This is a genomic window from Rhizobium freirei PRF 81 (assembly GCF_000359745.1).
Lineage (GTDB): Bacteria > Pseudomonadota > Alphaproteobacteria > Rhizobiales > Rhizobiaceae > Rhizobium > Rhizobium freirei.
On record NZ_AQHN01000084.1, the window covers coordinates 62,412 to 76,628 of the forward strand.

The 14,217-nt window shown below is 60.6% G+C and carries 14 protein-coding genes; 6 read left to right on the forward strand and 8 right to left on the reverse strand.

Annotated elements, in window-relative coordinates; translation table 11 throughout:
• The first annotated feature begins 33 nt into the window (after positions 1 to 33).
• Positions 34 to 1,191, forward strand: coding sequence for a patatin-like phospholipase family protein (locus RHSP_RS23720; RefSeq protein WP_004124351.1), 1,158 nt, complete (start codon positions 34 to 36; stop codon positions 1,189 to 1,191).
• A 158-nt stretch (positions 1,192 to 1,349) separates the two neighbouring features.
• On the opposite strand, the gene RHSP_RS23725 is transcribed toward RHSP_RS23720, so the two are convergent.
• Entirely contained in the window at positions 1,350 to 2,243 is an 894-nt protein-coding gene (locus RHSP_RS23725) for a hypothetical protein (protein WP_004124352.1), read from the reverse strand.
• Positions 2,244 to 2,498: 255 nt separating this feature from the next.
• Here RHSP_RS23725 and RHSP_RS23730 point away from each other — a divergent pair, with 255 nt between their 5' ends.
• Entirely contained in the window at positions 2,499 to 3,449 is a 951-nt protein-coding gene (locus tag RHSP_RS23730) for a DUF535 family protein (protein WP_051074136.1), read from the forward strand.
• A 138-nt stretch (positions 3,450 to 3,587) separates the two neighbouring features.
• Here RHSP_RS23730 and RHSP_RS23735 read toward each other — a convergent pair whose 3' ends face one another.
• Positions 3,588 to 4,760 (reverse strand): ATP-binding protein, encoded by a 1,173-nt coding sequence (locus tag RHSP_RS23735; protein WP_004124356.1) that lies wholly within the window; start codon positions 4,758 to 4,760, stop codon positions 3,588 to 3,590.
• Positions 4,757 to 5,449, reverse strand: a complete 693-nt coding sequence (locus RHSP_RS23740; protein WP_004124359.1) for a response regulator — start codon at positions 5,447 to 5,449, stop codon at positions 4,757 to 4,759. The genes RHSP_RS23735 and RHSP_RS23740 overlap by 4 nt, the downstream gene beginning before the upstream one ends.
• Positions 5,450 to 5,649: 200 nt before the next feature.
• Between RHSP_RS23740 and RHSP_RS23745 the strand changes: the two genes are divergently transcribed.
• The 3 genes from RHSP_RS23745 (at position 5,650) to RHSP_RS23755 (ending at position 7,696) form a co-directional block, all read left to right on the forward strand.
• A complete protein-coding gene (locus RHSP_RS23745; protein ID WP_004124362.1) occupies positions 5,650 to 6,417 on the forward strand; it encodes a phosphatase PAP2 family protein in 768 nt (255 codons plus the stop codon).
• A gap of 7 nt (positions 6,418 to 6,424) precedes the next feature.
• The gene (locus RHSP_RS23750; RefSeq protein WP_157385420.1) at positions 6,425 to 6,898 is read left to right on the forward strand and encodes a hypothetical protein; all 474 of its coding nucleotides are present in this window, start codon (positions 6,425 to 6,427) and stop codon (positions 6,896 to 6,898) included.
• A 168-nt stretch (positions 6,899 to 7,066) separates the two neighbouring features.
• Positions 7,067 to 7,696, forward strand: a complete 630-nt coding sequence (locus RHSP_RS23755) for a ParB-like protein (protein WP_004124365.1) — start codon at positions 7,067 to 7,069, stop codon at positions 7,694 to 7,696.
• A gap of 127 nt (positions 7,697 to 7,823) precedes the next feature.
• Here the strand turns inward: RHSP_RS23755 and RHSP_RS23760 are convergent, their stop codons facing one another.
• Both RHSP_RS23760 and RHSP_RS23765 read right to left on the reverse strand, forming a co-directional pair.
• Entirely contained in the window at positions 7,824 to 8,417 is a 594-nt protein-coding gene (locus tag RHSP_RS23760) for a class I SAM-dependent methyltransferase (RefSeq protein ID WP_004124366.1), read from the reverse strand.
• Between the two features lie 97 nt (positions 8,418 to 8,514).
• Entirely contained in the window at positions 8,515 to 9,711 is a 1,197-nt protein-coding gene (locus tag RHSP_RS23765; protein WP_037154163.1) for an MFS transporter, read from the reverse strand.
• Between the two features lie 86 nt (positions 9,712 to 9,797).
• Between RHSP_RS23765 and RHSP_RS23770 the strand changes: the two genes are divergently transcribed.
• Positions 9,798 to 10,457: an ArsR/SmtB family transcription factor gene (locus tag RHSP_RS23770; RefSeq protein ID WP_051074137.1), complete on the forward strand. Its 660-nt coding sequence runs from the start codon at positions 9,798 to 9,800 to the stop codon at positions 10,455 to 10,457.
• A 119-nt stretch (positions 10,458 to 10,576) separates the two neighbouring features.
• Here RHSP_RS23770 and RHSP_RS23775 read toward each other — a convergent pair whose 3' ends face one another.
• The 3 genes from RHSP_RS23775 to RHSP_RS23785 are packed head-to-tail and all read right to left on the reverse strand — an operon-like array spanning position 10,577 to position 14,201.
• Entirely contained in the window at positions 10,577 to 12,400 is a 1,824-nt protein-coding gene (locus tag RHSP_RS23775; RefSeq protein WP_004124385.1) for an ABC transporter ATP-binding protein, read from the reverse strand.
• A 2-nt stretch (positions 12,401 to 12,402) separates the two neighbouring features.
• Complete coding sequence (locus tag RHSP_RS23780; RefSeq protein WP_004124390.1) at positions 12,403 to 13,263, reverse strand: ABC transporter permease; 861 nt, start codon at positions 13,261 to 13,263, stop codon at positions 12,403 to 12,405.
• Positions 13,260 to 14,201 carry an ABC transporter permease gene (locus RHSP_RS23785; RefSeq protein ID WP_037154520.1) on the reverse strand — a complete coding sequence of 314 codons (942 nt, stop codon included), beginning with the start codon at positions 14,199 to 14,201 and terminating at the stop codon, positions 13,260 to 13,262. The genes RHSP_RS23780 and RHSP_RS23785 overlap by 4 nt, the downstream gene beginning before the upstream one ends.
• Positions 14,202 to 14,217 lie beyond the last annotated feature (16 nt).

The window sequence follows — 14,217 nt, forward strand, 5'->3', positions numbered from 1 at the left end:
AGCCTTATTTTTGCCCTTTGCAGGAGACGGACCGTGCTCGAACGAAACACCAAGGCCGCAGCGCCGACAATCCCGGAAATTGCCATTCAATATGATCGTGTCGCCCTGGTATTTCAGGGCGGTGGCGCACTCGGCGCCTATCAGGCCGGTGTCTATCAGGCGCTGGCCGAAGCGGAATGCGAACCGACCTGGCTTTCCGGCGTCTCCATCGGCGCCGTCAACGCCGCAATCATCGCCGGCAACGAGCCGAGCCGCCGCCTGCAGCGCCTGGAGCAATTCTGGCAGATCATTTCCGGCCGCAAGATCTGGGCCTACACGCCGGAAGGCGATGTCTTTCGCGACATCCGCAATCGCACAAGCTCATGGATGACCATGACGATGGGCCAGCCCGGCTTCTTCAAGCCGCGCTTTCCCAATCCCTGGTTAGAGCTGCCCGGCGCGGAGGGAGCGACCAGCTTCTATGACTCGTCGGAACTGAAGAGGACATTGGAGATGCTGATCGATTTCGACGTGCTGAACGACGGCAAGAAGCGCTTCAGCGTCGGCGCGGTCAATGTCCGCACCGGCAACTTCGTCTATTTCGACACCGACAATATCCGCATCGGCCCCGAACACATCATGGCGAGCGGCGCCTTGCCGCCCGCCCTGCCGGCCATCCGCATTGAAGGCGAATATTATTGGGACGGCGGCATCGTTTCCAACACGCCGCTGCAATATCTGCTCGATCAGGAAGAGGACCGCAGCTCGCTGGTCTTCCAGGTTGATCTGTTCAGCGCACGCGGCGTGCTGCCGCGCAGCATGCCGGACGTATTGTCGCGCCACAAGGATATCATGTATTCGAGCCGCACCCGGCAAAATACGGACAATTTCAAGCGCATCCACGGGCTGAAGATGAAGCTGCTCGGTGCTCTTAAGCGAGTGCCGAAGGACCAGCTGACGCCGGACGAGGAAGAGCTGATTGCCGACTATTCCGATGCCGGCGTGGTCAACATCGTCCACCTGATCTATCAGCACAAGAACTATGAGGGTCACGCCAAGGACTACGAGTTCTCCGGCACCTCGATGCGCGAACATTGGGACATGGGTCTCGAGGACACCAAGCGCACGCTGCGCCATAGCGAATGGCTGCTGCCGCCACTCACCGACGACGCCGTCGCGATCCACGATCTGCATCGCGAAGACCCGGTCTGAGGGTAAGGCCGGCAATGTGGGGCGGTATCTGCTAACCCACGCCGTTTGCCGGTATAGCCTTTGAAGCCGCACGGATCGGCGCGCACAGGATGACCAGCTTCACCTCGCGCTGAATGGCAGCGAGGCGAAGCTGGTCTGGTCAACGGTCACGTTTGGTATCAGCGCGCTTTGTAGCTGACCGAAATTTTGGCACTCGCCAGGGCGGTTTGCGCCAGCTGTGTGGCGTCGAGACCGAGCGAACCGATCTGCAACGGCTTGGAAAAGGCGAGATCGAGGGTGAAGAAGCCGGTGGGATGGGGAAGATCCTGAAGGAAGCGGAGCAGGGCCTTCTTCGAGTCTGCGTCGATCTGGCTGTCCGGGAGGATCTGCAGCGCCGTCGAGGCATTGTCGCGCAGCTGGTTGATGCCCTGCGCTGGATCGTCCGAGCCCCCAGCCTGCTGCAGAAAAGAGGCCAGCGACGGCACGGCCATTCCTTCGAACAGTCCCTGATTGTCGAGCCGGAAGCGCAAATGCGTCAGGCCAGCGGAGCCGCCTTCGGCCAGTGCCTGCACATTGCTATTCTTGGGCAGGGTAAACTCAGCCGATAGCGATGCCTTGCCGAGGCGCAGATTGGTGAGCTGCATTTCCTGAATGTCGAGATAGCCGTCCTTGGGTTCGAAATGAAACGAGCCGGAAATATCCATCGGCCATTGCTGGACCGTGGCGATATAGTTCGCAAAAGCATTATCCAGCAACGGTGTGAAGCGTATGCCTTCGACGGAAAAGCGCCCCCAGCTGGGGATATTGTCGGGCTTGGTGTTGATGGCTTTCAGGAAGGCGACGAGATCGTCGCCCTTCATTTCCGCACGTTCGAACGTCCATCCCAATCTGCTGCCGGACTTGAAAAGCCCATTCGTCACGGCGCAGCCGTCATGTAGTTCGGACACGGCGAAACCATCCCTATGCTGAATGGCTTCGCTGCCATTGACGAGGTCGGCGCATGGCGTTTCGGCAGCTGCGGCGGAAAAAGGAGCGAGCAAAACCAGAAAGGGAAACAGGAGGAAGGGGCGCATTTTTCACACCTATCTGTTTGAGGCGATCGGCAAATACAAAACCGCGCCATGTTTCCGCCTGTGCTGCGCATGTCAAGTCACGATGCCTCTCGACGACCGGCAGCGAGGTCAAGGTGCTTTCCCTCCGTGCGCGTCTCAACCTGATCGGCTTCGCCCTGTCTGGGCTCTCCCCATGAAAGGCTGACCTTGTCTTGACGCTACCTTGACAATCCCAGCGCAGATGTTCCGGCGTAACAGGATGCGCCGGGTATTGGGATGAATCAGAACATATCGATCGCGACTGCGCCGGATGGCGGCATGTCCAGTGCTGCTCTTCGCGGACCGATGCCGCGGACGCCAGGCGAACCGCAGCGCTCCCGCCACCTCTTGCTCTTGAGAATATTGACCTTCAGTCTGCGGGTGCGCTTGAAGCGTGCGTTTCTCTTTTGGTTTCGCTTTGCTGCCAATCCGTTGCTGACGATCCGATGGTGGCATTTCCTCGCGACGTTTACGGCAACACGGGCATTTCCTGCTCCGCACGATGAATTGTTGCAGAAGCCGCTGTCGAAATTTCTCGTCTACGGCTTGAGCAGTTCCAAGCGGCTCGCACTTCTCATCGACCATTTTTCGATTGCCGAGCGGATCCTGTCCCGCGAAAGCATGATCGGCCTTTGGCGCGGCGAGTGGCTCGACATGGGCACTGTCCAGGGACGCAGCGAAACATATGCATGTCTTATCGCACTTGCCGATCGCAGCGGCGGACGCCATGAGGGTGCTTTTGCCATCAAGCTCGTTCGGCTGCGCGACAAGGCCGTTCTTTGCACGGCGCGCTTCATGTTTGTACATCACGGGGCGGAAGGCTGCTATACATTCGTCGTTGGCAGCATGCAGGGCCTGCGCAATGCCAAGCAGCGCATGGTCGAGGTGACCCGCGACCTCTACGGCTTGCGTCCGAAGGAGGCGATGCTGGTCGTACTGCAAGGTCTGACGGTCGAGGGCCGTGCGCAGCATTTCCTGGCCATCTCGCAAGCCAGGCACCCGATCCACTATCGGCGCGGCAGCAAGCAATCGATGATGATGTCGAATATCGATGCTTTCTGGGCGGAACGCTCCGGCGAACCGGAAAGCACGTTCGGCTTCCTTGTCCCGCATTCGAAAACCTACGGCGCTGACAAGCGCAGCCAGAGCAAGCTGTGGTTCTACAATGTTGGTGAGCTCTTCTATTGAGGGGTGAGCTCAGGTGCCGCGAATTCGGCTGGATTTGCCAGCCGTAACTTGGCCGCGAGCTGAAGAAGGAAGCACGCTCTCATTCCGCGGCGTTCGATTGGCGAACCATGAAGACCGAGCGCGTGAGGTGCCGGTCTTCTAGGCGTTCCGATCCGTCAGATGGATTGCGACCATTGCCCCGCCTTCCGGCCGGTTTCCAAACTCGAGACGCCCGCCATGGGCAATGGCGATGGCCTGCACGACGGAGAGCCCCAGTCCGGTGCCGCCGGTTGCACGCGAGCGGGAGGATTCGCCACGCCAGAAGGGATTGGTGTCGATCGCATCCATGTCCTGCGGAAATCCGGGGCCGCGGTCGAGAATGCGGATGATGACGCCTCCATCCCGCAGCCGCTCCGTCTCGCATCGCAGCCAGCCGCCCTCTGCAGCGTAGCGACAGGCATTCTGGAGGAGTGCCAGGACCGCCTGCCGGATCCTTGGCGAATCCGCCGAAATCCGGGCGGGCCGCAGATTGGTCTCGACCAGCAGCTTGCTGGCATCCAGCATCGGTTTGGCCGAGGCAAGGACTGTCTCGACGACATCGGAAACATCGATCCGCTGACGCTCGATGACGAGCTTTTGCCCGATGGCCAGAGAAAGGGTGCGCAGATCTTCGACGATACGCCCCAGTCCTTCGACCTGCAGCAGAAGATCCGATACTATCTTCCGGTCCATCGGAAAGACGCCGTCAAGCATGCTCTGCAGCGATCCCTGCAGGATCGTCAGCGGTGTCCGCAGTTCGTGCGCCACCGCCATGTTGTTGAAGCGTAATCTCTTTTCCATGGTTTCGAGGCTGGTCGCAAGCGCGTTGAAGGTCGTGACCAGGCTCGCGACCTCACGCGTGCTGCGATAGGGTTCGGCGACCCGAACCGAGAAGTCTCCGGATTTCAGGCCTTCGGCCGCCGAAGTGAGTTCTCCGAGAGGGCTGGCGAGCCGTCGCGCCAGATATATGCCGATCAGGGCGCAGACCAGGGCCGAAAGCAGGCCGCAGACCAGAACCGAAAGCTGAACCTTCAGATCCGTCGGTCCCGTCAGCGCATTGAGGTGCTCGAAAAGCAGCGTCAGAGACTCTCCGTCGGGAACCTTGCCTTCACTCAGCATCGTATAGGCGGCCGAGGCTTTCGGCGGCAGCGTCTGGGTAATGCTTTCCTCCAGATAGGAGGCATACCAGCTGACCCCCATATATGTCAGGCCGACGCTCAGAAGCAGCATGATGATTGTGACGATGGCGGTCAGCGTGGCGAGGGAGACGCAGGGAAATCTGAACTTCTTCATCTCGGGTCCGAAAAGCGGTAGCCAATGCCGCGTACAGCGGGAAAGAAACCGTCCTGCCCCATATCCTCCAGCTTGCGCCGAAGGTTTGAGATGTGCGTGTCGACGGTGCGCACCAGGGCATCGCTTTCGGGCAGGCAGGCATCGAGGATGTCGGTGCGCGCGAAAGCTTGTGTCGGGTGTCGGATCATATAGGCAAGAATCCGGAATTCGCTGAGGGTCAGGGGCAGCGGAACGCGACGCCCGTCGCTATTGATGAAGGCGGTGTAGCTGCCGAAATCGACTTCCAGAGCGCCGAAACGGCGAACCGTTTCAGCACGGTCCCCCTGCGTCCGGCGCAAGACTGCGCGGACGCGTGCGACAACCTCCTGCGGGTTGAACGGCTTGACGACATAGTCATCGGCTCCGAGCCGCAGTCCACTCAAGCGGTCTATGTCGTCGGCGACCGCGGTGACCATGATGATCGGCGTCGAGCCGGCCTGACGCAGACGGCCGAGCACCCCAAAGCCGTCGAGCTTCGGCAGGCGAACATCCAGGAGCACGATATCCGGTTTCAGAAGCGCATGATGCTGGAGTGCGGTCTCGCCATCGCCGGCGCGCACGGTGCGAAAGCCGTCCCGCGTCAGATAGGCTTCCAATATCTGCGCGATGGCCGGTTCATCCTCCACGATGAGAACGAGACTGTTGTCCACTCTAGTGCCTATGCCCCTGATTTTCCTCTCGGCCTTGCCGCCGTGGAGAAGCACTATTGCGGACAAAACCGGCTTCTGCAAATTCGAAACAGTCCTTCGACCGCCCAATGGCCAAGTCTGAACATGGCCTTCATGCAATCTTCGTCATTTCTTGACAATCGGAGGTCAGCTTGCCGCCGTCCAGCCTCAGGAGATTCGGCATGTGGAAATTTGCATCGCGTTCTTGGAGTTCCGTCTCCGGCGTAACGCGTCTGCGTCAACCGGAAATGCAATCGAACACTGACGGGGGGCTGGCCGTTCTCGGGATGCTGATCGTCTGGACCAGTTTCATCTTCGTGGTCTTCCCCAGGCTCGATCTTGCCGTGGCGCGTTTGTTCTTCCAGGGACATGCGTTCTGGCTGGCAGAGAACCCTTTCCTGAAGGCGGTGAGGGATGTTACGCGCGGCGGACAGGTTTATCTCCTCTCCGGCATGGTGCTGTTGATTGCATTGCATGTCTTCCTGCCGAAGCGGTTCAGGTTCTGCGCTCCGCACAAGCCCCTATTCGTGCTTCTGAGTTTTGCGGCAGGCCCGCTTGCCATCGTGCAAACGCTGAAGGTCGTGATCGGACGCGTGCGCCCCCGCGAACTCGTCGAGTTCGGCGGCAATGCGGATTTCACCCCTGTATGGCAGTTTTCCACGGCATGCAGCAGCAACTGCTCTTTTCCTTCGGGCGAAACCGCGGTTGCCGCCGCGGCGCTTTCCCTGCTGGTGTTCGTCCCCGGGAGGTATAGATGGGGTGCTGCGGCTGTCATCACGCCATGCCTGATGTTGGTTGCGTTCAATCGCGTCGTTTTCGGCGCTCATTTCCTGTCCGACGTGATGCTGGGCTGGCTGCTGACGGTTTTTGCCATGGCGTGGATTTGGCGCTGGGTCGACCTGAATGCGAAGGTGATCGATCGGTTCTTTTCGCGCCTGATAGTCAAGTGAGCACAGCTTGCAGCAGGCATTTGGCTATTTCCGCCGCTATAGCGGCAAGGCTTCATTCGCACGTGACATCACTTACGACGGCCGGCCGGAATGGCGTGATCATCGGCCAAAGCATTGCGCTCTGCGGAATGGAACGCCATCGGCCGAAGGCATGTTACAGGCCTTAACAGAACGTTTGTTCACCTTTCCTTTAATTAGGAGTTACCTATTTAGCATTGGCCGCGCCGTCGAATGCGGCACGGGCCTGTGCGGTGGACGACGCAAGGGCCTGCGGCAGGGGCTTTCGGGTGAGAGTGACGGGATGGTGTTGGTGGATTGGGCGCTACGCGGCTTGGCCGACATGGATAACCGATGTAGAGGGCGCGCGCGCAAGAGCCGTTACGAGCCGTGGATTGTGCACGCGATGGAGAGTTTTGAGCGGGAAATGGTGGTTTTTTACCGTCGTTCTCAGTTCAGGCTGGTCCGCACGAACGCCGGGTGAGCACAGACGCGAGAAATATCGCGGGTAGCGTCGATACGGTTGTCGTCAGACGCCATTATGCCCTCATGAAGTATGTGGCTTTATTCTAAATTAATGCTTGCGAACAACCTTGTCGGCTCTGGTCGTTGTGTTAGTCTGCCGTGACATTCCCCGTACGGAGAGCTTCAAATGGTTATGGTGCGCGAACCGGTTCTGAAACCTGTCCCGATCGAAGAACTGAGGCCCACCCAGATCACGGTTGGGATGCGCGAGGTCAAGGCCAAGCGAAAGGCATGGCGAGCGAAGGCGGAAGCCGACGGCGAGAAAGCCAGCGAATTCCTGGGAAACCATATGATCCCCGCCGTGCGTGGACCACGCGGTCGATACTATGTTGTCGATCATCATCATCTCTCCCTGGCGCTCCACGAGGAAGGCGTGAAGGATGTGCTGGTGACAACGGTCGCCGATCTCTCCCGGCTCGATCGTGAATCCTTCTGGTTCGTGATGGATTGCCATGACTGGATGCATCCATTCGATGCGGACGGAAAACGCCGCGACTATGACGACATTCCGAAAAGCATCAAGGATCTGATCGATGATCCCTATCGGTCGCTGGCGGGCGAATTGCGGCACGTTGGCGGCTATGCCAAGGATACGACGCCGTTCAGCGAGTTCCTCTGGGCGGATTTCCTGCGCCGCCGCGTCAAGCGCAAGGATCTCGACCGCGACTTCGAGGCTGCTCTGGCGAAAGCGCTCGATTATGCCAAGAGCAAGGATGCGGATTATCTGCCCGGCTGGTGTGGTCCGGTTGCCGAATAGGTCTCCCGTCGCGCAAGGCTTCGACGACGCTTGGTGCCGTGTGTAGCAGTTCTCGCGATTACCGCCTCCGAACATGATCGGTCTTGGTGCGATGGTGCCCGTCCGTTGACACCCGTTCCCACGCTTCCTAAGAAGCGGCGAAGACGACGCCATAGTGATAGGGCGGCAGCTCTATCGCAGCCAGCAATCTGAAACCATCGGCTTCGACGATAGCTGTGACATCTTCGGGAGCCATGCGCATGCCGGTCTTCGGCCCGCGCGGCTGGCCAAGTACGATCGTCTCTTCTCGCGGCCGGTTGACCCAATTGACGATGCCCAGCAGCCCTCCGGATTTCAGAACCGCGCGAATGACGCGCACAAGTGCCGGTTGGTCGGGCACGCCATGGAACGTGTTCGCCATCAGGACATAGTCGACCTTTTCGGGGAGATATGTGGCGACATCGCGTGCATCGGCACATATCCACTCTTTTACCGAGGCGCCTTGCCGCAGGCATTCCGCTTTTGCCATTTCAAGCATGGCTGCATCCAGATCGAGCGCGTAGACGTTCCCGGCGACCAGTTTTGCCAGGGGCGCGGTGAAATATCCATCGCCGCAGCAAAGGTCGAGGACCGTCATTTCCGGGGTAATGTGCAGCGCTCGAAGCGTGTCCTGCGGGTCGGGCCAAAGCGCCGACCACCAGTCGCGATCCGGCATCGATGTCGCTGGAAAAGCCTCATTCATTTTCGATCTCCGCCGATGGTTGAACCGGGCGCGCCCGCGGCGTCACCCTAGCAACGATCATCCCGATATTATAACCGAACGCAGCGCCATTGCGACGTCAGGCCGGCGCCTGCCGGAGGCGTTGCCGCTGACGATAATCGAGCCAGATCAGCGCGAGCGCAGCAAGGCCCATCCATGGCAGCAGCATGATGTTGAGGTTTTGCCATCCGAAATGCTGCAGCAGCGCTCCGGCGCTGAAGGAGCAGGCAAGGCCGACGGCGAAGATCGTCATGTCGTTTGTCGCCTGCGCGCGCCCTTTCTCTTCCGGTGCATATGTCGTGGTCAGTAAGGTGGTCCCGCCAATGTAAAGGAAGTTCCAGCCAATTCCGAGCATCACGAGCGCGCCGGCAAAGGAGCTGAAACCGGTGCCGGTCAGCGACATCGCGACATGACCGGCAAACAGGGCGAGCCCCGCCAGCATGATGCGCAGCACGCCGAAGCGGGCGATCAACGAGCCGGTGAAGAAGGACGGCAGGAACATGCCGAGCACATGGAATTGGATAACCGTGGCGGTGACTGAGAGGTCATGGTGGTGATGCGTCATGGCGATCGGCGTCGCCGTCATCGCCAGGATCATGATGCCATAGCCTGTTGCCGCGCCGAAAAGCGCGACAAGATAGGTGGGTTGCGTGACGATCGTGGCCCAAGACCGGCCTTTCTGGCGGCTATTTTGCGTGGCCTTTGTGTTCGGTATGTGCAGTCCGAGCAGTACGCCGGCAGCCATCATGGAGACGAGGGCCAGCAACAGGAAGGAGCCGACATATTCCGGATGAAGGAGCGGCCCGCCGAGACGGCCGAGCATCGGACCTGCCAGTGCCGCGACGACACCACCGCCAAGCACAAGTGAAATTGCCCGTGGTTTGAAGGCTTCGTCCGCGACCTCGCTGGCGGCAAATCGATAGAATTGTGCGAATGCCTGATACGCGCCGACGAGGAAGGTGCCGAAGGATAGCAGCGACAGCGAGCTGAGCCATATGCTGAACGCCGCACAGAGGCCGCCGGCAACGCCGGACAGTGCACCGATGACGAAACCGGTGCGCCGACCGACGCGCGTCATCCAGATGGATGCCGGAAAGGTCACCGCCGCGGTTCCGAGAAACATTGCCGCGATCGGCATGGTCGCGAGCTCCGGGCGTGGCGAGATCTGTCCGCCCGCAAGTCCTCCGACGGTCATGACGAGGACGGATGCGGTTTGAAACAGCGCCTGAGCGATTGCGAGCAGGAAGACCTGCCGGTGCGTGGTGTTGCCTGTCATATGCTGGTTCCTCTCGAAATGTTCGGCCGCCACTTAAACAATCAAAGACTTGTTTGAATGTTTAAGGAATGCTAGGTTCCGCGTCAATGACAAGCGCAAAAATTCTGATGTTCGAACAATTCGCCGCGCTGGCGCGCGTGCTGGGTCATGCGCACCGGCTGGAGCTTCTGGAGCATGTTTCGCAGGGCGAGCGGCCGGTTGAGCGGTTAGCGGAGCTTTCAGGCCTATCCGTCGCCAATACCTCGGCACATTTGCAGCAGCTGCGTAGAGGCGGCTTCGTCAAAACACGCCGCGATGGCAAGCATGTTCTTTATCGGCTTGCGGATGGGCCTGTCCTTGAGCTGCTTTCGGCGTTGCGCTGCTATGCCGAGCGCAACAGCGCGGAGGTGCGCGAGATCGCTGCGGACTATTTCGGCAAACTCGACACGCTGGAGCCGGTTACGCGTGATGAGCTGGTCGGTCGGTTAATGGATGGCGATGTCACCCTTCTCGATGTCCGGCCGGATGACGAGTTTGCCCTCGGTCATCTGCCGGGTGCGATCAATATCCCGATGGAAGAGTTGGAACGGCGGCTCGCCGACTTGCCAAAGGAACAGGAAATCGTCGCCTATTGCCGCGGTCCTTATTGCGTCCTGTCCTTTGAGGCGGTCGCAGCACTAAGGGCAAAGGGTTACCGTATTCGTCGGCTGGAGGACGGCTTTCCCGAGTGGAAGGCAGCCGGCCTCGATGTGGAAATGGCAGCCTGATACAAGGAGCATCGCTCTTTGCGACCTGGAGCAATTCCAGCAAAAGTGCGCAGCGGTTTTGCGTCCGGAATTGCGAGAAAACAAAGAGATAGAGCCTCCGTCTGAAACGGAGGCGCTTCTCAGGCAGGGGCGCTCTCCGACCACGTTGCCGCCGTATCCTGCACGAAATGTCCGGGCGATACTTCCTGATAGGTCCGCTTCGGCGGCACATAATCATGTGGCCGGATCGCGCTCTTGATCTCCTCGCGCTGGGCTTGCGGCTGCATACCGCGTCGCCTGGGGTCGGGGATCGGCACGGCTGAAATCAGGCGGCGAGTATAGGGATGCTGGGGATTGTCGAAGATGGCGGCGCGAGGGCCGATCTCGACGATTTCGCCGAGATACATCACGGCAACGCGGTGGCTCATGCGCTCGACGACGGCCATGTCGTGCGAGATGAAGAGATAGGCAAGCCCGTGCTTTTCCTGCAGGTCGAGCAGCAGGTTCGAGACCTGTGCCTTGACGGAAACGTCAAGCGCCGACACCGCCTCGTCGGCGATGATGAATTTCGGGTCAAGCGCCAGCGCCCTGGCAATGGAGATGCGCTGGCGCTGGCCGCCGGAAAATTCATGCGGATATCGGCTGGCGACGGCGGCCGACAGGCCGACCTGATCGAGCAGCTCGGCAACACGCTCCTTCGCCTCCCGCCGGCCCTTCAGCCCGTGCGACAGCATCGGCTCGGCAATGGCGGTGCCAACTGTCATGCGCGGATTGAGCGAGGCGAAAGGATCCTGGAAGATGATCTGGGCCATCCGGCGCATGGCCCGAAGCTCCCTGCTTCCGGCCTTGGTCACATCCTTGCCGTCGATGGCGACGGATCCGGCGGTCGCTTCAATCAGGCGCATGATCGTGCGTCCGGTCGTGGACTTGCCGCAGCCGGATTCGCCGACGAGCGAGAGCGTCTCGCCTGGGCGAAGATCGAAGGAGACGTCTTCGACGGCGTGGATGCGGCCGTTCGGCAGGTCGAAGCGCACGGCGAGATTGTCGACCTTGAGGATCGGCGCTGCGCTTTGCGCCACCGGCTTCATCTCGCGGCCTTCCGTGGCTTCGCCGGTTTTTGCGTCGACTTCCGGGAAGCGCCTCGGAGCTTCGGTTTCGCCCATGGTGCCGAGGCGCGGGATCGAGGCCAGTAGCGATTTCGTATAGACTTCCTTCGGCGCGGCAAAAATATCCGTTGTGACACCGGTCTCGATCATGTCGCCGCGGAACATGACGACCGTGCGGTCGGCCACTTCCGCCACCACACCCATGTCGTGGGTGATGAAGAGGACCGCCATGTTCTCTTCGCGCTGCAGTTCGCGGATGAGGTGAAGGATTTCGGCCTGGATGGTGACGTCGAGTGCCGTCGTCGGCTCGTCGGCAATCAGAAGCTTCGGGCGGCAGGCGAGTGCCATGGCAATCATGACGCGCTGGCGCATGCCGCCGGAGAATTTATGCGGATATTCGTTGAGCCGCGTCTTTGCCGCCGGAATGCGCACGCGCTCCATCAGCCGCAGCGCTTCTGCTTCGGCCGCCTTCCATGAGAGGTTCTGGTGCAATACCAGCGCCTCCGCAATCTGGTTGCCGATCGTGAACACCGGGTTGAGCGAGGTCATCGGCTCCTGAAAGATCATGCCGATGGAGCCGCCGCGGACGGAACGCATCTCCGCTTCCGAAACGGTGAGGAGATCCTTGCCCGCAAGCAGGATCTTGCCCTCGCATCGGGCTCTGCCCGGGGGCAGCAGGCGCATGGTTGAGAGCGCCGTCACGCTCTTTCCCGATCCCGACTCGCCGACGATGGCGACTGTCTCTCCCGCGGAGACCTTGAGGTTGATATTGCGGATGACCGCGCGCCAGCCTTCGGCCGTCTTGAACGAGGTCGTCAGGTTTTCGATCGAGAGAACCGGTTGGATCGTGTCGGCCATGATCAGCTCTCCTTTGCAAGGCGCGGATCGACCAGATCGCGCAGGCCGTCGCCCAGCAATTGCAGCGACAGGACCGAGAAGACGATGGCAAGGCCGGGGAAGACCATGAGCCAGGGTGCGTTGTTCATGAATTCCCGGCCGGAGGCGAGCATCGTTCCCCAGGTCGGCATGTCTGAGGATACGCCGACGCCGAGGAAGGAGAGGCTTGCTTCCGCCAGCATCGCCGAGGCAAAGACGAAGGTCGCCTGCACCAGAATGGGCGATGCCAGATTGAGCAGGACATGGCGGCCGAGAATTTGCCAGGTCGGCAGGCCCATCGAGATCGCCGCCTCGATATAGGGCAGTTCCCGCAGAACCAGCGTCGAGCCGCGAACGATGCGGGCAAGACGCGGCGCATAGGTAATGCCGAGCGCCAGGATGACCGTGACAAGCGACGGCCCGAGTGCAGCGACAAGCGCGATGGCGAGAAGAATATCGGGAAAGGACATCATCGCATCGAGCAGACGCGAGATCGGTGCGTCGAGCCGGCGGAAATATCCGGCAATGACGCCGAGAAACACGCCGAGCACGGTGGAGATACAGACGACACCGAGGCTGACCAGCAGCGAGATGCGGCCCGCGAAGATCGCGCGGGAGAAGATGTCACGCCCGAATTCGTCGGTGCCGAAGATATGGGCCGCCGATGGCCCCTTCAGCTTGTTGATGATCGAAAGCTTGTTGGGCGCATAGGGTGCGATCCAGGGCGCGAAGATGGCCGCAAGGATGACGATGAGCAGGATAATGGCGCCGAACAGCATGGCGCGATTGCCGAAGAGGCGCCGCAGGCTCGAAGCAAAGGGGAGGGTGAAGGAGCCGACGGTCATAGGCGCACCCGCGGATCGACGAGAATATAGAGCATGTCGACGGCGAAATTGATGAGCACATAGATGGCCGCGACCACCAGAAGCGCGCCCTGGATCACCGGATAGTCGCGCCTGAGAACGGCGGAGACGACGAGATTGCCGACACCGGGGAGGCCGAAGACGGTCTCGGTCACCACCGCGCCGGCGACAAGCATCGCGACCGAAAGGCCGATGACGGTGATGATCGGGATCATCGCGTTTTTCAGCGCATGTTTCAGGATCACACGGCGCTCGCTCGCCCCTTTGGCGCGGGCGGTGCGGACATAGTCGTCGCCGAGCACGTCGAGCATGGCGGCCCGAGTGAAGCGCGTGATCATCGCGGAATTGACGACGCCCAGCGTGATCGCCGGCAAAATGAGGTGGTGCAGCCTCTCCAGGAAATCCGTATCCGGGCCGCCATAGCCCGAAGCCGGAAACCAGCCCTGGCCGACGGCCAGGATCTGGATCAGCATCAGGCCGAGCCAGAAGCTCGGTACGCTCGCCGCCACCATGGTGAGGACGACGACGACCTGGTCGAACACCGTTCCCCGCTTGACCGCCGAAATGATCCCGACGGGAAGCGCGATCGCTGTGGCGATCAGGATGGAAAACAGCGTCAGGAAGAAGGTGGGCTCGGCGCGGGATGCCAGTGCATGCGTGACCGGCTCGTTGAGAAAGATCGATTGCCCGAGGTCGCCCTTCAACAGGCCCAGAACGAACTGAACGTATTGAACGAGCAGCGGCGCGTCGAGCCCCATCTTGGCTCGCAGCTGCGCAATGTCCTGCGGCGTGGCGTCGGCCCCGAGCATGACGGCCGCCGGATCGCCCGGGGTAACCCGGACGATGACGAAGACGACCGTCACGACGAGCGCGAGCACAATCACCATGCCTCCGAGACGTCTCAAAAGCGCCTGGGCGATCTTTGCCATGTGCGTT